General features: G+C 43.9%; 20 protein-coding genes. 19 read left to right on the top strand and 1 reads right to left on the bottom strand.

The genetic code is table 11. From position 1 onward, the window contains the following. Window positions 1-70: 70 nt before the first annotated feature. The 13 genes from lepA to dnaJ all read left to right on the top strand — a co-directional run bounded on the left by lepA (window position 71) and on the right by dnaJ (window position 17,254). Complete coding sequence (lepA, locus tag ACN6MV_RS24125) at window positions 71-1,885, top strand: translation elongation factor 4 (protein WP_042130404.1); 1,815 nt, start codon at window positions 71-73, stop codon at window positions 1,883-1,885. A gap of 108 nt (window positions 1,886-1,993) precedes the next feature. After that, on the top strand, window positions 1,994-3,799 hold the full coding sequence (locus ACN6MV_RS24120; RefSeq protein ID WP_231573896.1) for a cache domain-containing sensor histidine kinase: 1,806 nt from the start codon (window positions 1,994-1,996) through the stop codon (window positions 3,797-3,799). After that, window positions 3,784-4,551 (top strand): response regulator transcription factor, encoded by a 768-nt coding sequence (locus ACN6MV_RS24115; RefSeq protein ID WP_339287735.1) that lies wholly within the window; start codon window positions 3,784-3,786, stop codon window positions 4,549-4,551. Before ACN6MV_RS24120 ends, ACN6MV_RS24115 begins: the two co-directional genes overlap by 16 nt. A gap of 95 nt (window positions 4,552-4,646) precedes the next feature. Beyond that, window positions 4,647-5,951 carry an ABC transporter substrate-binding protein gene (locus ACN6MV_RS24110; RefSeq protein WP_339287733.1) on the top strand — a complete coding sequence of 435 codons (1,305 nt, stop codon included), beginning with the start codon at window positions 4,647-4,649 and terminating at the stop codon, window positions 5,949-5,951. A 92-nt stretch (window positions 5,952-6,043) separates the two neighbouring features. Further along, entirely contained in the window at window positions 6,044-6,928 is an 885-nt protein-coding gene (locus tag ACN6MV_RS24105; RefSeq protein WP_231573337.1) for a carbohydrate ABC transporter permease, read from the top strand. Window positions 6,929-6,991: 63 nt separating this feature from the next. Continuing rightward, window positions 6,992-7,819, top strand: a complete 828-nt coding sequence (locus tag ACN6MV_RS24100) for a carbohydrate ABC transporter permease (protein ID WP_076284811.1) — start codon at window positions 6,992-6,994, stop codon at window positions 7,817-7,819. Between the two features lie 19 nt (window positions 7,820-7,838). Continuing rightward, a complete protein-coding gene (locus tag ACN6MV_RS24095) occupies window positions 7,839-10,088 on the top strand; it encodes an FAD-dependent oxidoreductase (protein WP_419885026.1) in 2,250 nt (749 codons plus the stop codon). 196 nt (window positions 10,089-10,284) lie between these two features. Further along, the gene (hemW, locus tag ACN6MV_RS24090; RefSeq protein WP_341114537.1) at window positions 10,285-11,457 is read left to right on the top strand and encodes a radical SAM family heme chaperone HemW; all 1,173 of its coding nucleotides are present in this window, start codon (window positions 10,285-10,287) and stop codon (window positions 11,455-11,457) included. A gap of 93 nt (window positions 11,458-11,550) precedes the next feature. Further along, complete coding sequence (locus ACN6MV_RS24085) at window positions 11,551-12,042, top strand: N-acetyltransferase (protein WP_042132402.1); 492 nt, start codon at window positions 11,551-11,553, stop codon at window positions 12,040-12,042. Between the two features lie 105 nt (window positions 12,043-12,147). Further along, on the top strand, window positions 12,148-13,179 hold the full coding sequence (hrcA, locus tag ACN6MV_RS24080; protein WP_042130390.1) for a heat-inducible transcriptional repressor HrcA: 1,032 nt from the start codon (window positions 12,148-12,150) through the stop codon (window positions 13,177-13,179). A 49-nt stretch (window positions 13,180-13,228) separates the two neighbouring features. After that, the gene (gene grpE / locus ACN6MV_RS24075) at window positions 13,229-13,810 is read left to right on the top strand and encodes a nucleotide exchange factor GrpE (RefSeq protein WP_339287730.1); all 582 of its coding nucleotides are present in this window, start codon (window positions 13,229-13,231) and stop codon (window positions 13,808-13,810) included. A 217-nt stretch (window positions 13,811-14,027) separates the two neighbouring features. Next, window positions 14,028-15,875, top strand: a complete 1,848-nt coding sequence (dnaK, locus tag ACN6MV_RS24070; RefSeq protein ID WP_042130388.1) for a molecular chaperone DnaK — start codon at window positions 14,028-14,030, stop codon at window positions 15,873-15,875. Between the two features lie 257 nt (window positions 15,876-16,132). After that, window positions 16,133-17,254: a molecular chaperone DnaJ gene (gene dnaJ / locus ACN6MV_RS24065; RefSeq protein ID WP_042130386.1), complete on the top strand. Its 1,122-nt coding sequence runs from the start codon at window positions 16,133-16,135 to the stop codon at window positions 17,252-17,254. Between the two features lie 246 nt (window positions 17,255-17,500). On the opposite strand, the gene ACN6MV_RS24060 is transcribed toward dnaJ, so the two are convergent. Beyond that, entirely contained in the window at window positions 17,501-21,976 is a 4,476-nt protein-coding gene (locus ACN6MV_RS24060) for a S8 family serine peptidase (protein ID WP_419885025.1), read from the bottom strand. Window positions 21,977-22,261: 285 nt separating this feature from the next. On the opposite strand from ACN6MV_RS24060, the gene ACN6MV_RS24055 reads away from it, so the two are divergent. From ACN6MV_RS24055 to ACN6MV_RS24030, 6 genes are all read left to right on the top strand, one after another. Beyond that, on the top strand, window positions 22,262-22,621 hold the full coding sequence (locus tag ACN6MV_RS24055) for a hypothetical protein (RefSeq protein ID WP_339287725.1): 360 nt from the start codon (window positions 22,262-22,264) through the stop codon (window positions 22,619-22,621). 42 nt (window positions 22,622-22,663) lie between these two features. Then, window positions 22,664-22,843 (top strand): YfhD family protein, encoded by a 180-nt coding sequence (locus ACN6MV_RS24050; RefSeq protein WP_042130382.1) that lies wholly within the window; start codon window positions 22,664-22,666, stop codon window positions 22,841-22,843. A gap of 91 nt (window positions 22,844-22,934) precedes the next feature. Next, a complete protein-coding gene (locus ACN6MV_RS24045; RefSeq protein ID WP_341114533.1) occupies window positions 22,935-23,309 on the top strand; it encodes a hypothetical protein in 375 nt (124 codons plus the stop codon). A gap of 168 nt (window positions 23,310-23,477) precedes the next feature. Next, a complete protein-coding gene (locus ACN6MV_RS24040; protein WP_339287721.1) occupies window positions 23,478-24,389 on the top strand; it encodes a methyl-accepting chemotaxis protein in 912 nt (303 codons plus the stop codon). Between the two features lie 198 nt (window positions 24,390-24,587). Beyond that, a complete protein-coding gene (locus ACN6MV_RS24035; RefSeq protein ID WP_076299677.1) occupies window positions 24,588-25,148 on the top strand; it encodes an RNA polymerase sigma factor in 561 nt (186 codons plus the stop codon). Then, a complete protein-coding gene (locus tag ACN6MV_RS24030) occupies window positions 25,108-26,784 on the top strand; it encodes a DUF4179 domain-containing protein (protein WP_419885024.1) in 1,677 nt (558 codons plus the stop codon). Before ACN6MV_RS24035 ends, ACN6MV_RS24030 begins: the two co-directional genes overlap by 41 nt. Window positions 26,785-26,859: the final 75 nt, after the last annotated feature.

Below are 26,859 nucleotides of genomic sequence, written 5' to 3'. Positions count from 1 at the left end.
GGGATTGATGGAGTAAGCTTGTACTGTTATAATAAGTGGATTAATATCAGGCTGTCTGTGGGGGTAAGGAATGACTGACGTTCAGAAAAGACAACAACAAATTCGCAATTTCTCGATTATTGCACATATAGACCATGGTAAATCGACACTAGCTGACCGCATTTTGGAATACACGGGGGCACTAACCACGCGTGAAATGCAGGAACAGGTACTCGATCAGATGGATCTGGAGCGCGAACGCGGTATCACAATAAAGTTGCAAGCCGTGCGTTTAACCTATCGTGCAGACGATGGTGTAGAGTATTATCTCAATTTGATTGATACACCGGGACACGTCGATTTCACCTATGAAGTTTCCCGCAGTCTTGCGGCATGTGAAGGCGCGTTGCTCGTAGTAGATGCGGCACAAGGGATTGAAGCACAGACGCTTGCCAATGTGTATCTAGCGCTGGATAACAACCTGGAAATTCTGCCTGTCCTCAACAAAATTGATCTACCAAACGCTGACCCAGACCGGGTAAAGCAGGAAATTGAGGATGTTATCGGGCTGGATACCAGTGAAGCGGTTATGGCATCTGCCAAAGCCGGTATCGGTATCAAGGAAATCCTTGAGCAAGTGGTGAAGCAGGTTCCTGCTCCATCCGGTAATTCGGAAGAACCGCTTAAAGCATTGATCTTTGACTCTCATTATGATCCTTACAAAGGCGTTATCGTCTATGTGCGCGTAATGGACGGGAAGATCCGCGCAGGTTCGAAGATTAAGATGATGGCAACCGAAAAGACCTTTGAGGTTATTGAGGTTGGTGCATTTATGCCGCGTATGACCATTGTTGATGAATTGAACATCGGTGATGTTGGGTTTATCGTAGCTGGTATCAAGCATGTTGGGGATACTCGTGTCGGTGATACGGTTACCGATGCCAAGAATCCTACTGCTGAGCCGCTTCCAGGTTATCGTAAGATTAACCCGATGGTATACTGTGGTTTGTATCCGATTGAAACCTCCGATTATAACGATCTTCGTGAGGCCCTTGAGAAGCTTCAGCTTAACGATGCTTCGCTAAGCTTTGAGCCGGAAAGTTCTAGCGCACTTGGATTTGGCTTCCGTTGCGGATTCCTTGGTCTCTTGCATATGGAAATTATCCAGGAACGGATTGAACGTGAGTTCAATTTGCCGCTAATTACTACCGCACCGAGCGTTATCTACCGAATTATGCTGACCAATGGCGAAATGATTCAAATCGACAACCCGTCACATTATCCGGAAATCGGAACGATTGACTACATTGAAGAGCCGTATGTTAAAGCAGCGATCATCGTGCCTAACGACTTTGTGGGTACCGTAATGGAGTTGTGCCAGAATAAACGTGGCGAGTTCGTAAATATGGAGTATCTAGATACTAATCGTGTAACGATTACTTACGAGATTCCACTGTCAGAAATCGTTTATGATTTCTTTGATCAGTTGAAATCTGGTACCAAAGGTTACGCATCCTACGACTATGAAATTTCAGGATACCGTCGTTCGAATCTGGTCAAGATGGATATCTTGCTTAACAACGAGCAGGTTGATGCCTTGTCCTTTATCGTTCACCGTGATCGTGCGTACAACCGCGGACGTATCATTTGTGAGAAACTGCGTGGGATTATCCCTCGTCAAATGTTCGAAGTGCCGATTCAAGCCTCTGTGGGTACGAAGGTGGTTGCGCGTGAAACCGTTAAGGCGATGCGCAAAAACGTACTTGCTAAATGTTACGGCGGTGATATTTCGCGTAAGCGTAAGCTGCTCGAGAAACAAAAAGAAGGTAAGAAACGCATGAAGCAAGTCGGCAGTGTCGAGGTACCGCAAGAAGCATTTATGGCCGTTCTGAAGATTGACGAGTAGAAATTAGGTAGAGCCGGGAGAATATCCCGGCTCTATTTTTTTGAGCAGGAGAAGATTACAATAGGGTGGAAGGATTGTAAGCACATACACTGTAAGGGGAGTCCTCTTTTGAAACGATTATATTTAAAACTTACGCCAAGTACCTTTAAGAATCGGATTCTGTTAGCTTTCTTACTGTTGGTACTAACACCCATTGCCATGCTCGTTCTGTATAACTTCAAAGAGACAGAACAAATGCTTCAGGATAATGCGGAAACGAAGAACATAGAGCAGCTTATTGGGATTAAGAATGGTTTTGTTGATCTCATGAGTCTCGTTATGAAAACAGGATCATTACTTGAACAAGATACAACGATTTTATCGATAATGAAGAATCCCGAGCAATCTGATGAAATCACGAGAAAAAAGCTCGTTGAAAACAAGTTTGGAGCGATTGAAAATACATTCTTCATGAGTGGAGCGACGGTGTATTATACTTTAATCGACCTTCATGGAAACGCATACACTTCCTTTATGCCGAGGGAAACCTTGAGCTACGACGAAATCCAATCGGAAGATTGGGTTCAAGCGTTGAAGCGAGAAGGAGCGAATCGATATATATGGAATCCGAATGACAAGAATAATGTGGTCCGGGAAAGTACGACAAGTAAGAAAATGCTTAGCCTCTATGAGGTTATGCGTGATAATGGTTTTAACATTTATGCTTATGCAAGACTAAGTATCGATTATGAGGAGTGGTTTATTAAATCAACGTTAGGGAGTAAACAGGAAGGTTCTTTTTTTCTGCTCGATGCCTCAGGGAGAATGATGCTTAATCCGGATAAGGATGAGACCTTTTCTCCAGATATTGCGCAGAGTATTGTGAAGAGTGACCACCAGCGGCAGACAGAGCGTGCTGCATCCATCATCGATCCGAAGGAGAAAAGCTTATACACATACAGCTACATCGAAGAGTTGAATGGTTATGTCGTTAAAAAGGTGCAGCTAGAACAGCTATTTCTTGAGGTGTATAAGCAGAAGCAACGATTTTTTGCTGTATTTGGAGTCATACTACTGCTATTTGTTCTATTAACTTATTTTATATCATCGACGATTACAGTGCCGCTAAAGAAGCTGCAGAAGAAGATGGAGATGACCGCTAAAACGAATCTCAAAATGAAATTACCCGAGCAAGGGCGGGGAGAGATTCTGGCGCTGACTCAGAGTTTCAATATAATGATCCATGATTTAAATGAGCTGTTGCAGCGTCTTCAGCTTGAAGAAAAGCAGAAGCAATTCGTTCGATTTCAGGTGTTACTTTCGCAGATGAATCCACATTTCCTACTAAATACATTGAATACGATAAAGAGCATCGCCTTAGATAAAGATGATGATGAAATTTATGGAATTTGTGTTGCACTAGGCAAAATATTGGAAACAACCTTAAATACGGAAGTGGATTTGATTCTGTTAAAGGATGAGATTGTACTAATTGAATCTTACATGGAAATTCAGCGGCAACGCTTCGGACATGGGATTGAGATTCAATATGATATCAACGAGGAACTACAATACGCATTAATTCCTAAATTCTGTCTTCAACCCTTAATTGAAAATAGCTTGATTCACGGCTTCGGTCAGTCTGTGAAACAAGGGAGAATTGATATTTCCGCTAAGGTGACTGGACAGCAACTATATCTACAGGTTAAAGATAACGGAATGGGGATAGATAGAGCACAGCTGAATAAGGCTGCACGGAAACGAAAAGGAATCGGTGTTCAGAATATTAGGGAGAGCTTAGAGCTGTTGTTCAAGAATCAACGGACAGGCATGGACATTGTATCATCAGACACAGGAACTGAAGTGATTATCCATTTTCCACTTCTTATTTCAAAACCTTACGATGGAGGTAAGCTCACATGTGGAGAACGTTAATTGTGGATGATGAACAACCCGCGGTTAAAAGTATACGGAAGTTATTCTTAAAGGCTGGAATCCCGTTTGAAATTATAGGTGAGGCGGAGAATGGAGAAGTAGGCTTGCAAATGATTCGTGAGCTTCGACCTGATGTGGTAGTGACGGATATCAATATGCCAGTGATGGATGGGGTGAAGCTCCTTCAAGTTGCGCGAGAGGAAGGCTTCGACTGTCGATTTGTAATGTTGACCGCATTGAGTGAATTTGAATACGCTCGGCAAGCGCTCGTATTTGGAGCTTCGGACTACATTCTGAAGCTATCTTTAGATCTACAAGGTTTGAAGCAGACCATGGGTAAGGTTCATGCCGAGCTGGAGCAAATGGTGAAGTTGAAAAAGGCCGATAAATGGTTTCCTGAGAAGCAACAAACGGGACCGACAGATCATGTGGAGATGAACAAAATAATTGCTTATATTGAAGAGCATTATTCTGAGGACATCTCGCTCAAATCCATGTCAGAGTTGATCCGAATGGATGCCAGCTATATAAGTGACTTATTCAAGAAAAAGACAGGGAAAACGTTGACGAATTATATTCAAGAGCGGCGTATTCAGGCTGGAAAAATGCTGCTTGCAGAGACGAAGCTAACAATTAGTGAGATTGGGCAACAGGTGGGCTTTGAGAACGATAATTATTTTATTAAAATTTTCAAAAAGTGGTGTGGCGTCACGCCAAATGAATTTCGCAAAGAACCAAAAAACGTTCTATAGTTTCCCAAATGTAGTTCATCCCCCAGAATCGGCTCTGATGATAAAGTTATAGACGTAGAGCACAACACATAATCCTTCCAAGGGGGAAGATATCGATGAAGAAAAAGTGGTATCCTGCAGTGCTTTCTGTCTTATTAGCAGGTACGATGCTGGCTGGTTGTGGTACTAGTGGAAGTAATGATGCGCAGGGCAGTGCAAATGGACAAACAGCAAAGGAGAAAATAAAGCTTACGATGTGGGGGGCAGTTCCGGCAGAAGCCGGGCCTCAAGCTGTAATTGATAACTGGAATAAAGATCATCCAGACATTCAAGTCGAGTATATCCGTAATGTAAATGATGATGCTGGAAACTTAAAGCTGGATACTGCCTTGATGACCAATCAAAACATAGACCTTTTCATGAACTACGATCTTGCTCATTTACAGAAACGTATGGATGCAGGCGTTGCCTTGGATCTAAGCACGAAGACAGATTATGATATCGACAGCCAGATCGGCGAGGACGCAGCAATGTGGAAAATCAATGATAAGTACTATGGGATTCCTACAAAGAAAAACATGGCGTTTGTGTGGTTGAACAAAGATATGCTGGATGCAGCAGGATTACCGATTCCTGCGGTGGACTGGACCTGGTCAGATCTTCAGGAGTATGCGAAGAAGCTAACGAAGCCTGGTGTGTACGGATTATTGCAGGCAGATTCCTCCTTCTCAACAACGATGGACGGTACGCTTGCTGGAATGGGTGTGAAACAGGCGGATGGTACTTCAAACTTTGGGAATGATCTATGGAAAGAACACCTGGAAATATTGCATAACATGATGTTCGTGGACAAATCCACACCGGAATATGGCGAGCAACTGACAAGTAAAATGCCGGTTGACACCATGTTCTTGCAAGGCAAAGCGGCAATGCTGGCAGCAGGTGAGTTTATTTTCCGAAATGCGAACAACTTGAAAGACTATCCGCATGATTTCAAAACCGCGTTCGCCGCTATTCCAAAAGTGAATAAAGATCAAAAGGATTATAAATATTCGGGCGGTGTGGGTGACATGCTTTCTCTTAATGCGAAATCCAAGAACCTGGACGCAGCTTGGGAGTTCGCAAAATGGTATGCGGATGGCGGTATGCTACCAATGGCAAGCGGTGGTCGTATTCCAGCCTCTAAGAGTGTAGATAGTAAGGAAGCAATGAGCCTTCTCATGAAGGGTGTGGAAGACAAATATGATACAGATTCAATGAATAAAATTGTATTCGGCAAATTCCCGTCCTTCCAGCTAAATGTAACTCAACAAGCCATTGATGCACGTAAAGAAGAGTATGAAAAATACTTCTTAAATAAGCAAGATATTGAAACCACGATGAAGAATATGCAAACCCGTTCGCAAGAGTTATTGAAATAATGAAATAGTTAGCACAAAAAGAGAAGGAGGAAGATTTCTTCGTTCTTCTCTTTCGTGTACCCATTTTTCAGCATACGAAAGGCGGCGATACCGTGAAGCGGAGAAGCTGGATGGACAGACAAGGCTGGATCGGCATGACCTTTATTCTTCCGAATATGATTGGTATTCTCTTATTCTTTATTATTCCTGCAATCTATTCCTTTGTCCTCATGTTTACGAATTATCAATTTTCAAATCCGAATTGGCAATTTACTGGGCTGGATAATCTCAAACGATTGTTCCATGACGATAATTTCTATGCCTCGATCAAATATACGGTGATATTCCTGATATCGGTTCCAGTATCGATGGTGCTCGCATTTATTGTAGCGCTATTTCTAAACCGCAGTGTGTATCTTAAAGGCGTATTACGTGGAATGTTCTTCCTACCGTATATCTCCAGTGGAGTAGCCGTTGCATTTGTCTGGATGCTGCTATTTCAGCCTTCACAGGGACCCATCAACGAAATGCTTCGCTGGATTGGCATAACATCGCCGCCAGGATGGTTTGCGGATACGGAAACCGCAATGTATGCCATTGATATCGTACAAATCTGGCTGATGCTTGGCTACAATATGATCATATATTTAGCTGCATTACAGGAAATTTCGACAGAACAGCTGGAAGCTGCCCGGATCGATGGCGCAAGCACATTCAAAACAACATGGAAAATTGTATGGCCTCTTGTTAGTCCCACAACTTTTTTATTAATGATTACCGGATTAATTATGACGATGAAATCGTTCTCGATTATTCAAGCCATTACGGCTGGAGGTCCTAGCGGAAGTACGACGGTCTTATCACTATTCGTTTATAAAACAGCATTCAGTTATTACGATATGGGATACGCTTCAGCCATTTCATGGTTCTTGTTCGCCGTCATTCTCGTCATTACAGTCATTCAGTGGATCGGCCAAAAGCGCTGGGTTCATTACTAAATGATCCCACAAAGTGAAGCTTTGCAGGGGGCCCCGAAACCATAATTTAAAGGAGCAGGCGGTATGAATGAAAAAGCAGGAAACATGAAGGTGAAACTGCCAGTAACGATCATCATGTTTGTTCTAGGACTATTTATGATTGTGCCTTTCCTATGGATGCTCAGCACATCCTTTCAGACACCTGCCGAGGTGTTTAACAAATGGCTGCCTTCATCTCTCAACTGGAGCAATCATATTCGGGTGTGGACAGGAAGTCATGATTTTGTTCCGTATTATTTAAATTCACTTAAGATTTCAATTATTGGAACTGTGGGGGCTGTGTTTCTATCTGCCCTTGCCGCTTACGGATTTTCACGTACTTCGTTCAAAGGTCGAGATGGACTATTTGTCATATATTTATCCATGATGATGGTTCCACCTCAGGTGCTTTTTGTTCCAAAGTTTATCATGTTTAACTGGGTTGGGATTTACAATACGCATTGGGCGCTGATCCTACCCGCCATGTTCTCAATCTTCGGTGTATTTATGCTTCGGCAGTTCTTTATGAGCATTCCTAAGGAAATTACGGAATCTGCTTTTTTGGATGGGGCGGGGCATTATAAGATATTTTTCCGCTTAATTCTGCCATTAGCGAAGCCAGCAATAGCAACGTTTGCTATTCTCGATTTCTCCTGGCAATGGAATGATTATGAGAATGCGCTTGTATTCTTGCAAAGCCCTAAACTATATACCATTCCGCTTGGATTGCAGAATTTTATTCTTGAGAACAATGTGGACTACAACGGGATGATGGCTGCTTCATCGGCTGCGATTATTCCAATGATTATTATCTTCTTTGTGGGTCAGAAATACATTATTCAAGGGATTTCCAGCTCGGCTGTGAAAGGCTAACTATAGGAGGGGTACTAACATGAGAACAGAAACGGTTAAATCCGATGTAACAGTGGTCGGTGGTGGACTTGCAGGAATGAACGCGGCGATCGCTGCAGCGCGCCTAGGGTTAAAGGTAGCACTAGTGCAGAACCGTCCTGTACTTGGTGGTAACTCGAGTTCAGAGGTTCGGGTATGGGTATGTGGTGCAACAGGACATGGTGTAAATCGATATGCACGTGAGACAGGCATTATGGGTGAGTTATTCATCGAGAATCAATACCGGAACCCGGAGGGAAATCCATACTTATGGGATCTAACCTTACTCGAAGCCGTGAAGGCAGAGTCGAATATCAGCCTGTTCCTAAATACCGATGTACGCGAAGTGGAAGCGGAAGGTGAGGCAGAGGATCGGACGATTCGCAGTGTGATTGGTTGGATGATGGGATCTGAGCGGTTGATTACGTTCAAGAGTGAGGCGTTCATCGATTGCACGGGCGATGGTTTGGTTGGCTTCCTAGCAGGAGCTGACTTCCGTTTAGGACGTGAAGCCCGCCATGAATTTAATGAGGAATGGGCACCAGAAGTGCCTGATAACATTACATTAGGCAGTACATTATTGTTTTATACACAGGATACAGGAAAACCGGTACGTTATGTTGCTCCATCGTTCGCGAAGGATATTACAACAACGTCGATCCCGATCCGGCGGGTCATTCGGAGTGGAGATTCAGGGTGTCACTACTGGTGGATTGAGTGGGGTGGTGAGCTTGATACAGTGGATGAGAATGAACGTATACGTGATGAGCTATCCTCTGTTATTTATGGGATTTGGGATTACATTAAAAACTCAGGTCATTTTGATGCCGAAAATATGACGCTGGAGTGGGTTGGATCAATTCCGGGTAAACGTGAATACAGACGGTTTATTGGCGATACGATCTTAACGCAAAATGATATTCTTGCGCAGCGTGAATTTAAAGACCGGATTGGATTCGGAGGATGGTCGATTGATCTGCATCCACCGCAAGGGATGTACGCAGAAGAGAGTGGCTCGAAACATCTGCATGCGGATGGGATTTATCATATTCCATTTAGTTCGCTCTATTCGAAAAATGTGCGAAATCTACTCTTCGCGGGTCGGAATATCAGCGCATCTCATGTGGCTTTTGGAACAACACGCGTCATGGCGACCTGTGCGATCATGGGTGAAGCGGCTGGAGCAGGTGCAGCATTATCCGTCATCAAAGGTGTAACCCCTCGTGAAATTCGCAATCAGCATATGCATGAATTGCAACAGGTGATGTTAAAGCAAGATGCTTCGATTATTGGATTGCGCAACGAAGATCCGCTAGACCTCGCGAGAAATAGTGAGATTCATGCGTCCAGTACGATGAAAGGCATATTACTGGATCGTCCAGCTGAAGTTTATGAGCTTTCTCATGACGTAGGAATATTGTTTCCGGTTGAAGGAAATATCCTTGGGTTGAAGCTGCTTGTGTCAGCAAGTACTCAGTCAGAGTTGACGGTTGAGCTATGGACGACTGGGCGTGCGGAAAATTACGTTCCAGCAGAGTGTAGACAGGTTGATGTTGTATTAGTACAAGCTGGAGAGCAGCAATGGATTGATGTTCCGGTACAAGAGGAGCAGTGGAGTTCAATCGGCGAATGTAATATCTTCGCTATTATTCGAGCTAATGAGCATATTCAATTGCATATCTCAGAAACCTCAATCACAGGTGTTATTACATTTGAGCGAGGCGTTAAACCAGTAGTCGATTCAGCGCTGGAGGATCATCAGCCAGATCAGCCGGTGATGGAGTGGAGCATGAAACAGCTTGTACGCAGGCATTTCTGCTTTGCGGTAGAAACATCCGCATATGCTGCATCCAAAGTCACTGACGGGTATGTTCGACCTTTTGCAGGGCCACATAGCTGGGTTTCTGAGCCGATGACTGCTGGTAGAACGGAGTGGGTAGAGGCGCGTCTCCCGGATGCTGCTTCAGTCTCTGAAATTCATTTTACTTTTAACGATGATGTTAATGAGGATCTTATCAACCTACATCACCATGAAACGCCATTTCTAGTGATTCCTGAACTAGTAAAGGCTTACGATGTAGAGTTGCTCATTGATGGCGTGTGGCAAGTCATGTTCCGCGTCAAAGACAATCATCGCCGGAAGAACGTACATCGTTTAGATAAGCCTGTCCTTACGGACACTGTTCGGATCGTTATTCATGAAACTAACGGAGGAGAACGTGCAGAACTCGTGGAAATGCGGATATATTAAGAAGAAGCGGCTTAGCCGTCTTTACATAGACGGTATCCGTTTCTGCGAGAAATACAAAATATATATACTTTTTTGTATTTTAAAATAGAGATCATTTATAAATGATCGCCCCTCGAAGGGAAGCCGTCAGGCTTTCCTTTTCTTGTTTTTTAGATTACACTAGTCAAACGATATTTTTATATAAAGGAGACAGCTAATGACTACGAATACTAATGGCCGTCCCCCTGAGGCCGTGTACATTCATATACCTTTTTGTACCAATAAGTGCTTTTATTGTGATTTTAATTCCTACGTTCTCAAGGATCAGCCGGTTATGGATTATCTCGAAGCCTTGGATCGAGAAATGGAGCAGACCGTTAAGAACACCCCACCGGGTGTCATCAAAACGATCTTTGTCGGCGGAGGTACTCCCACTGTACTGAAACCCGATGAGATGGCTTATTTTCTAAAATCTGTTCGCACACATTTCCCGAATTGGGATAAAGATATCGAGTTCTCTATGGAAGCAAATCCGGGAACTACGGATAAAGATAAGTTGACGGTTATGAAAGAAGGCGGCGTGAATCGGGTGAGCTTTGGTGTTCAGGCGTTTCAGAACGAACTCCTGACGGGCATTGGCCGGATTCATAATGTTGATGATGTATACCGCAGCTTGGAGAATGCTCGTGCAGTAGGACTTAACAACCTGTCGGTTGACCTTATGTTTGGTTTGCCGAACCAAACGGTGGAGATGCTGGCTGAAAGTATTCGCAAAGCGCTTGAGCTAGATTTACCCCATTATTCTATTTACAGCTTGAAGGTGGAGGAGAACACTCTTTTTCACACCCTATTTAATAAGAACAAACTTCCTCTACCTAATGAAGAAGATGAACTGCAAATGTACCTCTTGTTGATGTCTTCTATGAAGGAAGCGGGCTACAACCAATACGAAATCAGTAACTTTGCAAAACCAGGCATGGAGAGTCGTCACAATATCACTTACTGGCGTAATGAAGATTATTATGGTCTCGGCGCAGGTGCACATGGATATGTGGGTCGTCAGCGACATATTAATGTTAAGGGTGTAAATCCTTATGTTGAAGCTACACGTAAAGGCCTGCCACGATTGGACGCATACCCAATCACTGAAGCAGAAGCGATGGAGGATTTTATGATGGTTGGCTTGCGTATGCATGAAGGTGTCTCTAATGCGGCATTTCAGGCGCAATTTGGGCGTTCGATAGAGGATGTATTTGCGAAATCCCTGCATAAGATGCTGCATGCGGGTCTGCTTGAACACGAAGAGGGGACGTACCGGCTCAGCAAGCAAGGGATCCTTTTTGGTAACGATGTTTTCGCAGAATTTGTAGGCGCGCTGACAGAAGTTTAATTTTAAAATACCCCTTGAATTGTAATTCACTCTGTTGTATATTTATTCATATTATCAACAGAGGGGTGAATTAAAGTGCTTGCCAAGACGGAAATGATCCGCCATTCGTCTCCAGCAGGAGATGCACAGGTGATTTGTAGAAATGCAGTGGTAGAAGATGTTGAGCCGTTGTATCTGATGATAGAAGAATACGCACAGCGCGGTATCATGTTGCCCCGTTCCAGGCAGGCGCTGACTCGCCAGATCGATCAATTTGTAATTGCGGAAATCGAGGGTAGATTCGTAGGCTGCGGTTCGCTCTTCAAGCTCGGGAATGATCTCGTAGAGATTCGCTCGATCGGCCTGAATGACGAGGGGAAAGGAAAAGGAATAGGTTCTATGATTTTGGCGAAGCTGGTGGAGGAAGCCAGAAACCAAAAAATCCCTAAGGTCATGGCACTAACCTACGCCGTAGATTTCTTTCTTAGAAACGGATTCGAAGTTGTCGAGAAAGAGATTTTCCCCGAAAAGGTATGGACAGATTGCGTGAATTGTAAAAAGCAGCATGCCTGCGATGAAATAGCAGTACTTAAGATGCTGAACTGACTTGACAATGTCAATGTCAGTTTGGTATTTTTGTATTAGTGGTTAGCACTCATCTGAGTCGAGTGCTAACGAATCGGAGCCAATAGCCGGGTAGGAGGGGATAACATGTTAACTGATCGCCAGAGAATGATACTAAATGCAATTGTAGATGATTATATTTCATCGGCAGAACCAGTAGGGTCTCGCAGCATTTCTAAACGGGGGGATGTAGGGTACAGCCCTGCGACCATTCGAAATGAAATGGCTGACCTAGAGGATTTGGGTTATCTCGAGCAGCCTCATACATCGGCAGGGAGAATACCTTCCCATAAAGGATACCGATACTATGTGGATCATCTGGTACCGTGGAATTCCGCCGAAACGGCAGAGATGGGCACGATCCGCGCTTTTTTTGCCGAGAAGCTGAATGCGATGGAGCAGGTCATCCAACATGCGGCGATGATTCTTTCCAATATGACGAATTACACTTCCATCCTTCTGGGACCGGAGGTTTTTCATACATCATTGCGTCATTTTCAGTTGTTACCGCTAGATGATACAACCGCTGTAGCGATTATCGTTACAAGTACGGGGCAAGTTGAGAACCGTACGGTGAACATTCCACCGGAGATTTCCGTTTCCGAGATGGAGAAAGTGGTTAACCTACTGAATAGTAAGCTGGTCAATGTACCACTCTATAAGCTGAAGACTCGGCTGTATTCCGAGCTTGGCGAGGAAATGCAGCGTCACATCTCACATTATGAAGAATTAATGCAAGTGCTGGACATTGCGCTGGAAAGTGATCAAGAGCAGCGTATCTATCTCAGTGGAGCCACGAATATGCTTACACAGCCTGAGTTCAAGGATGTTGACAAGGTGAAGAGCATTCTTGATCTGCTGGAAGAGACGCCTACATTGCTCAAAATGCTGGCCCCTACAACAGGCGGCACAGGTATTCAGGTCCGAATAGGGACGGAGAACAATCATGAAGCGTTCGCTAACTGCAGTCTGATCACCGCCACTTATTCACTGGATGGGCAGGCCTTGGGAAGCATTGGCATCCTTGGACCGACACGAATGGAATATGCAAGAGTGATGGGGATCTTGGGCATTTTATCCCGAGATTTGACAGCGATGCTGGCACACTGGTATAAGTGAACAGAGTCAACATTGATTACGTGAATGATTTTAAGGAGGTGAAGACAACTTGAAAAAGGAACAAGTTCAAGATGCTAATGAATTCAAAGATGATTTGATAAATGAGGAACCTGAGGCTGATGCAGCTTCGAAAGCCGACTCATTTACGGCAGAGGAAGTTAGTGAAGGTGCTTCAGACACAGGTGCGGAGGTAAAACGTCTGCAGGATCTCGCTGATGAATATCAAGGACGTGCGCTGCGTGCGCAGGCTGATTTCGATAACTTCCGTCGTCGTACTCAGAAGGAGAAAGAAGAGTTGGCTCAATATGCCACCTCCAAGCTCGTGACTGAACTGCTATCAGTACTGGACAATTTCGAGCGTGCTTTAGTCACTACTCCTAGTGGCCCTGAGTCCGAAGCTTTTGTGAAGGGTGTTAATATGATTTTCCGTCAGCTGGATGGAGTATTGAAGTCCGAGGGGCTTACGGCTATGGAAACAGTAGGACAGCCTTTTAATCCTGAATACCATCAGGCTATCATGCAGGTGGAGAGCGAGGAGTACGAAGAGGGTATCGTAACAGAAGAAGTCCAAAAAGGATATCTCCTGAAAGATAAAGTTCTTCGTCCTGCTATGGTCAAAGTCAGCATGTAGTCTGTCAATATAGGACGGGCAGTTTCTGTCCACCAGTGGTACCAATCGGATTTTTTTGAAAATATAAGAAAGCATAAGTTTCACGCTATATATTATCCTTATATTTCTCGCTTAAACGCTAATCGTTCTAAATAAGGACGCCGAAGGCATTTATGCTTGTATTTTTAAAATTAAAATGAGCGTATGCTCCATATACCTTAAGAGGAGGCAAATTATTGTGAGTAAAGTTATCGGTATTGACTTAGGAACCACGAACTCTTGCGTTGCCGTAATGGAAGGCGGCGAAGCCGTTGTAATTCCAAACCCAGAGGGCGCACGTACAACCCCTTCGGTTGTAGGTTTTAAGAAAGACGGCGAGCGTATCGTCGGTGAAACAGCTAAACGCCAGGCGATTACTAACCCTGATCGTACGATCAGCTCGGTAAAACGTCATATGGGTACGAACCACAAAGAAAGCATTGATGGTAAAGACTACTCTCCACAAGAAATTTCAGCAATGATTCTTCAAAAGCTGAAATCCGATGCAGAAGCATATCTTGGCCAAACTGTTACTCAAGCAGTTATCACAGTTCCTGCTTATTTTAATGACAGCCAACGTCAAGCTACTAAAGATGCAGGTAAAATTGCAGGCTTGGAAGTTTTGCGTATTGTGAATGAGCCAACAGCTGCAGCTTTGGCATATGGTCTGGAGAAATCCGAAGATCAAACTATCCTTGTTTATGACCTTGGTGGCGGTACGTTTGACGTATCCATCCTGGAATTGGGCGACGGCTTCTTTGAAGTAAAAGCTACAAGCGGTGATAACAAACTTGGTGGCGATGACTTTGACCAAGTGGTTATGGATTACCTGGTATCTGAATTTAAGAAAGAGCAAGGCATTGATCTGAGCAAAGATAAATCTGCTGTACAACGTTTGAAAGATGCAGCTGAAAAAGCGAAAAAAGAATTGTCGGGCGTACTGACAACTACTATTTCTCTTCCGTTCATCACTGTAGTAGACGGAGTACCTCAACACTTAGAGATCAACTTAACTCGTGCGAAGTTTGATGAGCTTACTGCTGGTCTGGTAGAACGTACTTTGGGACCAACTCGTCAAGCTTTGTCTGATGCTGGTATGACACCTGCAGACCTTACCAGAATCGTTCTGGTTGGTGGTTCTACTCGTATCCCTGCTGTGCAAGATGCAATTAAGAAGCTTACAGGTAAAGATCCACACAAAGGTGTGAATCCGGATGAAGTTGTAGCTCTTGGTGCTGCTGTTCAAGCGGGTGTATTGACTGGTGATGTTAAGGACGTTGTATTGCTCGACGTAACTCCGCTTTCCCTCGGTATCGAAACTGCAGGTGGCGTGTTCACGAAGATGATCGAGCGTAACACTACAATTCCTACAAGTAAATCTCAAGTATTCTCGACCTTTGCTGACAACCAACCTAGCGTAGAGATTCACGTGCTACAAGGTGAGCGTCAAATGGCGAACGGCAACAAAACACTGGGACGCTTCATGCTGAACGAGATTCCACCAGCACCACGCGGCGTACCACAAATCGAAGTTTCTTTCGATATTGATGCCAACGGTATCGTGAATGTATCTGCAACAGATAAAGGTACAAACAAGAGTCAAAAGATCACTATCACTTCTTCCAGCGGTCTGAGCGACGCAGAAGTAGAACAAATGATGAAGGATGCCGAGCTTCACGCTGAGGAAGACCGTAAGCGTAAAGAATTGGTAGAAGCGAAGAACAGTGCTGACCAACTCGTGTATTCTACTGAGAAAGTGATCAAAGATCTTGGTGATAAAGCTGATGCTTCCGAAGTTGAAAAAGCAAACGAAGCTAAAGATAAAGTGAAAGCAGCACTTGAAACTGACAATCTTGAAGAAATCAATGCTGCTACAGAAGCATTGACTGAGATTGTACAACAGTTGTCCATGAAGCTGTACGAACAAGCTGCTCAAGCAGAGCAAGGTGCTGAAGGTGGCGCTGGAGCCGCTGAAGGCGCTCCTAAGAAAGACAATGTAGTTGACGCTGACTATGAGGTTGTTGACGAAGATAAGAATCAAGGGTAACCTTAAACGATAAGTGTATAGGACGTAACTGATAAATTCTTATATAGTTAAGAAGGGAAGGTCAAAACCGGGTCATCCCGTGTTTTGACTTTCCTTTTGTAATATCAGTTTGCACACTCTTCGCGAATGCGCCTTCTGATATTGTAAGAATAAACATCTGTTGGAACTGGATGGTCAGATCCTAGGGTTTTATCGTATAATGGTTTCTTTGACAGGTAATTAGGAATTTGAGTATGTAACGTACGGAGGTGAAAGCAGTGGCAGATAAACGCGATTATTATGAAGTGCTTGGCCTCAGTAGAGATGCTTCAGACGATGAGGTGAAGAAAGCGTACCGGAAATTGGCGCGCCAATATCACCCTGACGTGAATAAAGCAGATGATGCTGAAGCTAAGTTTAAAGAAGTAAAAGAAGCTTACGATGTTCTTAGCGACGGTCAACAACGAGCTAGATATGACCAATATGGCCATATTGATCCTAACCAAGGTATGGGCGGCTTCGGAGGCGGCGGTGGCGACTTCGGAGGACTAGGCGATATCTTTGATATGTTCTTTGGTGGCGGAGGACGCCGTGATCCTAACGCACCACAGCGCGGTGGGGATTTGCAGTATACGATGACCATTGAATTCAAGGAAGCGGTATTCGGTAAGGAAACCGATATTACTATTCCACGTACGGAAACTTGCGATACCTGCTACGGCTCCGGGGCTAAACCGGGTACTAAACCAGAGACTTGTTCCACTTGTCATGGTAGTGGGCAACAGGAATTCGTACAGAATACGCCACTTGGACAGATGCGTAATCGTCGTCCATGTTCGCATTGCAGTGGTACAGGTAAGATTATTAAGGAAAAATGTACGACTTGTAGCGGACAGGGTAAAGTTAAGAAGCAACGAAAGATCCATGTGCGCATCCCTGCCGGAGTTGATGACGGTGCACAGCTTCGCATGACTGGCGAAGGTGAGGGCGGCTTACGCGGTGGTCCTGCTGGAGACTTGTATATTGTCATCCGTGTTAAATCCCATGATTTCTTCGTACGTGAGAACGACGATATTATGTGCGAGGTTCCACTTACGTTTGCACAGGCAGCACTTGGCGATGAGATTGAGATCCCTACCTTAACGGAAAAAGTGAAGCTGAAGATTCCTGCGGGAACGCAGACGGGTACTTTCTTCCGCCTTAAAGGCAAGGGTGTTCCACGTCTACGTGGATCTGGCCAAGGTGACCAGCATGTTAGAGTCATTGTTGTGACACCTAGCAAGCTGAATGATGAGCAAAAAGATTTGTTGCGACAGTTCGCCTCTCTTAATGGAGAAAACACACATGAGCATGAGCAATCCTTCTTTGATCGTGTGAAGCGTGCGTTCCGCGGGGACTGATATTTCTAACTTCATTAATTGAATAAATAAAAAATATAGCAGAGCAGCGATCCTCCCGTTATTTGGGGGTCGCTGCTCTGCTTTTTTTTGGTTATGGCTGCTTGCTAATGCAGAACGTAACCCGTAACCGTGAGATCACGGCTGCGTTTAGGGTCATTTGCTGGCTGCCTCGGAAACGCAGATGTGACCTAAAGACGAAAAAGCCCCAGCAGCCATTGGCTGCTGGGGCTTTCTTTTAAAGTGCAACTAGATGTTGTTCGAAGAACGCAGATCCTCAAGCACTCGGCTTAGAATCGTTGCTGCTTGTGCACGAGTCAGAGTACCTTGTGGGTTGAAGTTGTCCGCAGTAACACCTTTTAGATAACCTTTGCTTACAGCATAGGCTACGGCGTTACGTGCTTCCGCAGCGATGCTGTCGGCATCCTTAAAGCTTAAAGGTATCTTGGCTACTGTAAGATCAGCACCAAGGGCCTTAGCGATGATAAGAGCTGCTTCCTCGCGAGTTAGCACATCACGAGATCCACTTTCTTTGATGCGAGTACTCCAAGTGTCACCTTTTCCAAGTAGACGGTCAAAGAGCGTCAGAAGCTCTGCCTGATTTAAGGTGTCGGCAGGCTTAAAGCTGCCATCGGCTCCTTTGCCAGCAATGATACCATGGGCAGCAAGGACCTCGATATCGGTTTGAGCCCAGTGTGTGCCAATATCCTTAAAGCTTATCTTTCTGGATGCTGCGCTGTAAGAACCATCACCAGTAACGCTAAACTGAAGAATACCATCTTTAGTGATAAAACCAGGTTGCAGGTAGGACCATTTACGATCTTTTGATTCTACATAAGCGGCAGTCTTTCGAGCATCATGAAGACTGGCGGCTTTTAGATTAAGCTGAAGGATGATCGGCTTTCCGGTTGTCCAACCATTTTTGATGGTGAGAATGGAAGAACCGATATTTAATGCTGCTGAGCTACCTGCTAAAACTGCTGTGTTGCCCGCATCGGTCAGACTAATCGTAAGGGTTAAGCCGTTACTGTTGATGAAATCCGGAAGTGTCGCCGCTGGAATGAGTACATTGAATCCACTACCATTTAGGCGGAGTGCATTCTCCGATTTCTTTAACTGCTCGGCTTGGGCCGGGGTAAGAGTAACAACAACTTGGCTATATTTATTGAAGCTTACATCGCTAAGATCAAGTACAGAAGTTTTATCTTTTGCATTCTGGATCGAATTTGCTAATGCAGTGTCTAAGATGTTGAACACCGCTGAAGCCTTGCCACCTGCTGGATCTGCAGTCTCTACTAGCTTCCCAGATTTCAATGCGATTCCAGAAGCGGGAGCACTGGTTGCCGTAGGTACATTCGATTCAGGTGTTGGTGTTGGTTTCGGTGTTTCAGGTGTGTTAACAGTTACGCTTACCGTTCTCACACCTGATGGGATTGTTGATGTTGTAGCATCATTCCAGATCTGCACATCATACAGCTCGAAGGAATAGGCTCCTTCTACTGTTGGTTTGAAGGTTATTTTGCCTAGTGAGCCGGAGCCGTGATAAGCACCACCTGATAGATTGACGCTGTACTGTGTCAGTTTGCGGCCGTCTCCGAGTTTATAGGTTTCTGAGAATTCTGTAAGTGGAATACCAGAGAAATTTTCCTCTTGATAGGTAGCTAGTTGTACGCTTGGCTGGATCGCTGGTGTTTCGAGAGAACCATCGTAGATGACAGCGAATGAAGCCCCATAGACGCCATAAACTTCATCAGTCACGGAATACCCTAGATCAACGGTTACCGGCTGTCCCAAATCAATGGTGGCTGCAGATAGAGACGGATTTATATTGAAAATACCATCCCCTGTGCTATAAAGAAGTCGCTGAGCATAATCATCGTCGTCTGCGCCATTACCTACTTTATCAACCACATAGATTTTGTACTCATTAAGCCCTTCGTTAACCGGAACGTCAATGGAAAAAGCACCATTACCTGCAATTACTCCACCGAATTTATAAGTATTTCCATCATAATGTTTACCTTCGGCGTACACGGTAAACCAGTTTCCAATAGGTTGTGTACTAGAAATATAATAGGCCATTAGGTCATCATCAATGAAACCACTAATTTCTGCCGCACCAGGATCGGTTGGCGCCTCACGTTCGTACTCCTCAAGTGTGATGCCGGAAACTAATGGCTTCTCGGTATCAATTGTGAACTTGATCTTTTGTGTCTCGAGCAGTTGTCCATTGGGAAGCACAGGAGTGATGTAGTAGTGACCATCTGGTAAAGTGGACTTGGCGGAGGTCTCCAGGTCTGTTAACGTTCCATCCCAATTTGTAATTTCGTACACGCCACGATAGACCTTTTCATCGATAGAATAAACTGCACCTAAAACTGTCGCAGGAGCATCTATTGAAGAGGCTACAAAACTTATGCCATCCAGCTCTTCATTGACAGAGAAGGTAAAGGTGGTATCGTCTAAGCGACCATCCCCATTAGGAGAAATCTGCGGATCTTCAAAAGAAAGTTGATTAACAGGCTCTAAATTGAATTTATCGCCAACAAGTGCATTAAAGGGAAGACGAAGAGTTTCTGTATCAGAAGTTAGGAACAGGATACCTTCATATGCTCCCACTTTTGCAGTGTCAGAAACCTTCAGTGTAAATTGTGCATAATGATCTACACCTGAGGTAATACTTTTTGGTGCAATATTAATACTAATGTCACCAGGCGCTTCTGTAAGCCATTCGGTGGACAGCGTGTAGGTTGATCCAATCCCTTTAAAGTCCTCTACGTAAACTGATTTCGTTACGCTAGCTCCTTTTGGGAGCAGGCCAAAGGACAAGGAACCTGTGTAATAAGGGATTTCTACAGTCCCAGGAAGGCCGCTAATTAAGCTCTCCCCAACTTTAGCGATAGATTCAGCTTTTGCTGATTTCTCCAAATTAATTAATCCGGCACCTTGTTGATATAAAGAGTAAGCATCTCCATTACGCTTAAAGATAGGATCCGCATTGTTCATCAGCAGTGCTTTAATTTCATTTGGCTTAAGGTTAGAGTTTTCACTCAGTAGCAAAGCGACAGCTCCTACAACATGTGGGGTTGCCATACTGGTTCCGCTTTTTAAGCCATAAGCATGTTCGTAATCCCCAGTCCAGCTAGGAATCGTCGAGTTGATATTGACCCCTGGCGCAACAACATCAGGTTTGATTAGATAATCCGGCATCCCAGGACCCACAGAGCTAAAATTAGCTAACTGATTTACTTCAAGCGCTATATAGTAACTGATTATATCTTTAGCAGCAGCCAATTGAGCTTTTATATTATCTCCATCCGCTTGACTAATTCCATAGGTAGGAATGTAATCTCCAGGCGCGCCAAGGGTAGGGGTAATTACACCGGGTTCATTATTAGCAATCAATAGTAGCTTAGCACCAGCCGCTTTGGCATGAAGAGATTTGTCTAAAAAGCTCAGTGAGCCTCGATCGACAAGCACTACCTTATCTTTAACATCCAGATTTTTGTAATCGGCAGCACTCCCAAGCTTAGCGTAAGCAATTTTACTGCCGGCAATGTTTTCAATTAATTCCGGGGAGTAGCTGGCTAATGTCCCTGGAATTTTTTTAACATCGCCAATATCAAAAAATGGGGTATTCACTGGGGTAGTAGAAGCACCTACACTAAGTGCAAGTTGAGATCCAGCAGGTTCGCCTAATGTTCCTACATTCGGTCCAGCGTTACCGGCGGCAACAACAACATTTACGCCCGATTTTATGGCGTTGTCTATCGCGATTGAACTTGCGGAATAGCTTTGGTTGACATCAGAGCCCAGGGAAAGGTTAATGATATCGGCTCCATCAGCGACCGCTTTCTCAATACCCGCGATTACAACCGCTGTTGGACCGGAACCGTAAGGGCCAAGTACGCGATACGCGTACAAATCCACCTCAGGTGCAACATCCAATATTGTACCGGCTACATGAGTGCCATGCGAGGTTTCATATGGGCTACCATTTTTTGGAGGGAAATTAGCGTCAGGAGGTGTTTCTGACGGATCATTATCCTGATCATAGGCATCGTAGCCCCCCTTATAATTATCCTTTAATAAAGGGTGATTTTTATCGATGCCAGTATCGACAACCGCTACCTGCACCCCTTCTCCTGTGTAACCTAATGCATGAAGTTTATCTGCACCTATAAGATTGCCGCTGTCCGAATAAGAACGTGTAACAGGCAAAGTTGCTACCTCAACACTGTCTGCTAACGCATGGACTTCATCATTTGGATAAACAGCTGCAACGCCCGGAAGCTCTAACAGCTTGTTAACTTGATTGGCTGGCAGAGTAATGGAATATCCGTTAAAGATCTCACTGTATTCAAAACCGATGTCGGCATCTATTTTCTGCGCTGAGGAAATAAAGCTTTTATGCTCGGAGATAATTTTACTGCGTTGTAAGGAGACTGAGGATCGTAAAGAAGAAGTTTTAGCCTCGTTTTCATACACACTGACTGGTTTATTAGTTAATTCCACAATTACGGATACTGGTGCTGAACCTTTGAGCACACCCGCGTAGTTATGAGGGGTCACACTTTGAGACTGTACATTATTAACTAGGTTAGTTGATGATTCAAGGGATGAGTTCGCAAATGCAGCGGATGGAAAAAGGACAGAAACAGCCAGTCCGAAGCTCGCCGCCCCAATACCAAATCTTTGAATAGAGTGTTTAAAGGTACGTTTCAAATAAGTTCATCCTCCCAAAATGAATTTTTATATTGCAGTGTGTATCTGTAATTCTCCTCCTCAATGTAAAATGTAAAAAATTATGAAAATTAAATTTATTCTACAGCTATAACTTCAAATCGAATATACAACTTTAGTACTATATTGCAGGGAAGAATTGAAGAAAATGTCGAATTCCTAGTAGATTAGTGGAATATGAGAAAAAAAAGGCATAAAACAAGCGAAAGGAAGACAATATAAAGGAATGCAACAGATATCTGAATTTCAAGCGAGAGCGGGGATAAGATGTCGGAAAGATCTATTTTGGCTTATTTTAAAAGTCCTGAGGAAGCAGAGGGTGTTGCTCGTAAGCTCCGTGCACTTCGGGCCATTGAAATCTCCATTGATCGCTTCAGTAGATATGGAGGCACGAGCTTTAGCTCAGGGGTAAATCCAGTGACAGGCAATGTTGCCAGAATGGACTCCCTGACTGCTGAGCGTGCACACACAGGTATACTAGCTGCTGCGGATACCAGCGCGAGCGGGATGAGTCATGGCGGAGATGGAGGACCGACGGGTAGAGATATTTTACTTACGGTGATCTTGCATTCAGAGTCCCATGATCAGGCATTACGCTTAATTGAAGAAGCGGGCGGGATGATTTGAATAATTACTTCATTAATAAGACGAAGGGAGAATAACGATACTATGGATAGAGAGAACTCACAAATATTCTCAAAGACCGAGAAGATGAAAATGCTGTACGAGGCGAAGGCAGAAGACGTGGAATTCTCAGCAGCTGAGGCTGATTTAGAGGATATCGAAGCACAGGCTCGAGCGCTGGAAGCAGACAAACGTCAGCTGCATGAAATTATGAAAAAAGAATAGGAACTAAGTTAAGAAAGATACCTCACATTGTGGGGTATTTTTGCGTTCTGGTGTGTATAATTAGGAGAATAGCCCAAGCTGGAGGGGAAATATGGATAACGTTATTTTGTGGACCGGATTAGCGCTGCTTATCGCATGCTTAACTATTATGAATCAGAAGCAACTCTATTCTTCAAAAGTTAAACAAGCTTACCGTGAGCTGCGGGAGCTGACTGAAAAAGTTCGGTTGGAGCGATCTGAGGCAAGCGATTTATACCGTTGGGAAGTAGAATTAGCAGAGATGGAGAAACACCCGAGCGAACTTAATAAACTGGATGCCGAGATTGGGCTTCGTCAGGCCTTTGTGATGTATCTGGAACGACATAGTCCACTGGATGCAAGACTCCCTAGTTTAAAAGAAGCCGCAGCTCATCAAAAGGATTCAGTGTGGGGAATCAAGATGGGGGATTACGGGTCCAAGAAATAAAGAAATGTACATATAAGAGATCACTCTCCTGGAGTCTTTTTTAGTCACGGATTCAATTTATTTTAATAACAATCATGTATTTCTCTCTGCGCAATAAGAGCGTATAATTGTTGAAATATACTTCAAGATGACGCGAATAACATATAGATATCCAGGAGGAATTATTATATGGGAATGGTATATTCTCAAGGAGTTACCGATGAGCTTGTCGTCCGGTCTTTAGAAAGAAATTTAGCTATAATAAGGTTCGATCTTGATCGACGAGTGGCTTATGTAAATGACGTTTTTGCTAGTTCGATGGGGTATAACAAAGAAGAGATGTATGGGATGCATCATAAACAGTTTTGCTTTTCTCACTTTGTAAATAGTCCAGGCTATGAATTGTTCTGGCAGGATCTTTTTTCAGGAAAAAGTTATCAGGATAAAATTGAACGTATGGATGCAAAAGGAAATGTGGTTTGGCTGGAAGCTACCTATATGCCTGTCTTTGATGAAAATAATGAACAAGTCATTGGCGTATCTAAGATTGCGACTAATATCACGGATCGGCAAAATAACATGAGTGTCGTGGTACAGCGGATGCAAGAGATGTCTGACAGTTTAAATCAAAGAGCCGAGAAAGGCATTGAACGTAGTCAGGAACTATTGCAGAGCGTCGACAAAATTGCTGAAGTATCAATCGAAAATACACAGACCCTAGCTAATCTGGAGAAACAAGCGGTATCGATTCAGGGGATTGTACAAACTATTCGTAATATTGCTTCGCAAACGCAACTATTAGCGCTTAATGCAGCTATTGAAGCGGCACATGCCGGGGAGTTTGGGCGAGGTTTTGACGTGGTTGCTAAAGAAGTTCGAAAGCTATCCTCCATGGTGCAGGATTCGATCATTCAAGTAAAAGATAGTGTGGATGCCATCACGCTGGAAATCGATAAAATCTCCAAAGGAACAAACCAGGTACAAGAAAATATAGAAGATAGTCAACAGCAGATTCAAATAGCATTAGATGATTTTAAGAATATTTCTTCCTCAGCCCAGGATTTAGATACACAAGCACGAGAGGTTATGAATATTATTTAATTTTTGTAGGCTGTTAGTGGAAAATATAAAGGAAAGCCAGTTCTCAGATTTATGAGGAGTGGCTTTTTGTGTTGCGAGTATAATTGCTATCTTTCATCTGTTATTACTAGCATTTATAGTTTATGCTCAGAAAAACGAACCTTTTCCAGAGATTGGTTGTCATATAGATATCACGGATAAGAAAGGAGGGAGAAAGATTTGGAGACTAATCGGGAATTATTCGAAGCCTACAACAAGGATGTATATCGGACCTGCTACTATATGGTGCATGACGCGGCGGATGCGGAGGACTTGACGCAGGATGTGTTCATTACCGTATTTCACACGAATCGTGAGAACGTAGAGCATTTGAAGGCCTGGATTATGAAAATAACGGTCAACCATTGCCTGAATCATTTGAAACGGAAGCGTACTTTACAACAAAAAATCTCAGACAATCTTTATTTATTTAAGAAGTCTCCTGAAATCCCTGTAGAACGATTGATTGAGCAGCGGGAGACGACAATGGAATGGGCGAAATATTTGAGCCAGCTCCCAGTCAAACTTCGGATGGTGATTACGCTTAGGTACATGCATGATTTCAGCTTGGCTGAAGTATCAGACCTGCTATCCATCCCGCTCGGGACGACCAAATCAAGGCTGCATAAAGGGTTAAAGGTATTGCGGAGAATTTTGCTGGAGGCTGGGGTTCAAATTGAACGGAAAGAGGGCGAATCTTATGAAAAAGTTGGAGAATATGCTGGAGCATCAGTTAAATGAGGATCAAAGTGTAACATATCCTGATTTTGAAAGCATGTGGGAGAGAATTGAACATAAAAATACAACATCTTTTCACACTCGGATGAGCAGCGGTCGCCAGAAACAGGGGAGAAACTGGAGCAAAATAGCACTTGTTTCATCGTTCTCAGTAGTTCTAGCGGCGGCGCCGGTGTATGCGGCAGTTCATTATAACTGGGATACAATGCTCCATGGAAGAGGTGGAATTCAAGCCGTTCTGGCACAAAATCTCGGCCAAAAGCTGGATCAATCGATAACGAAGGGGGGAGTAACATTAAAGCTACATACAGCCATCGTGGATGAGAATCGGACGGTCATCTTATTCACATTGGATGTTGGACAACGACAGGACAATGAAATTTGGCGTGTGAATGAGATGACGCTAAAAGGAACTGAGGGGGCGAACAGCTCTGAAGCGTACAACTATCTGAACTGGGACGAGAAAAACCAAATTTATAACGGTTATTTCGAAAGTGAATGGACACCAGAGAAGGACACCGTGAATGTTCGGCTAGTTACAAATGATATGCAGGCTTTTAGTGAACAATCGTTAGATTTGCCACTGGATATTCACTCGACGGAGACACAGAGCTTCCCTATTGGACAGGAGGGGATGCGCAGCATAGAGGTGAAGCCGTTTACCCAAGGTCAAGAGAAAATGTTATTCTCTTCAGCGATCATTTTTGATCAGCCGGAAGCCAAAGGCTGGGCTTATCCAAATATTGTCGGGTACAAAAACGGAACGCTTATAAACTCACTGCCTGGAGGTACTTTCGGTACACCAGGAGAAAAAGGGGAGTATACAGCGCAGCAATACTTTAAAGCGGAGGATGTTTCCGACGGTCAAATGACTTATAAGCTGCAATATATGAAGAAAGAAAAAGATGTTAATGGACCACTTTCATTCGATCTTCAATTAAGCAAAAAACAGATGGAAAGCGGGACGATAAAAACGAGTCTTAAACTGCCGCTTGAGGTAGGTGAAACTGATTATACACTTGAGAATATGATTGTGTCGCCTACTCAAATTCGAGTCACTGTTAGAAGTAAAGATATAGACAATAGCTTCCCTTATAAAAAGTATGCTCTTGAAGTAGCAGGCAAGACGCTTGAGGGTAATTTATGGAGATCTCCAGAAGGTGAGCCAGAGCTGACAGTGCTTCGTTTCGAACGGCCAGTTGACCTTGAAATTACGCAAGAGACTCCGATTACCTTTGTAGCTAAATATAAGGTGACTCAGCATGGCAGCTATAAAATCACCAATAATAATGCTGACAAAATACCGCTGCTTTTAACGAATATCTCTCAAAAGAAACAGACGATTATCCAGCAACTCAGCGGGTATCCGGTGAAGTGGACATACTATATGCAGGGATCCGATCTTTACGTAGAAACTGGGAGTGAAGATGCACGCTTCGGTGGAATTAACCAGACACATATCGGGCTGGGTAAAGAGCGCATTCTAGGTAAACCGATAACCGTCAATTTCGCGGGGGATGGAAACAATAAGGCCATTGATGTGTATAAGGATTTCAAAGGTACAGAAGCTACTATATATATGTTCTACTATACAACTGATGATCCGGATAAAGAATCGAGAGTGCAGATCCAGCCTTAAGAGGTAGGCAATACGTAAGCGTATAGAAAATAGAATAACTTTTTTAGGGGATGAACCTTGTGTTCTTCCCTTTTT

Origin of the sequence: Paenibacillus sp. B-A-8 (assembly GCF_048572915.1) — a bacterium.
Lineage (GTDB): Bacteria > Bacillota > Bacilli > Paenibacillales > Paenibacillaceae > Paenibacillus_AQ.
This window is presented reverse-complemented; position numbering and strand designations above follow the sequence as displayed.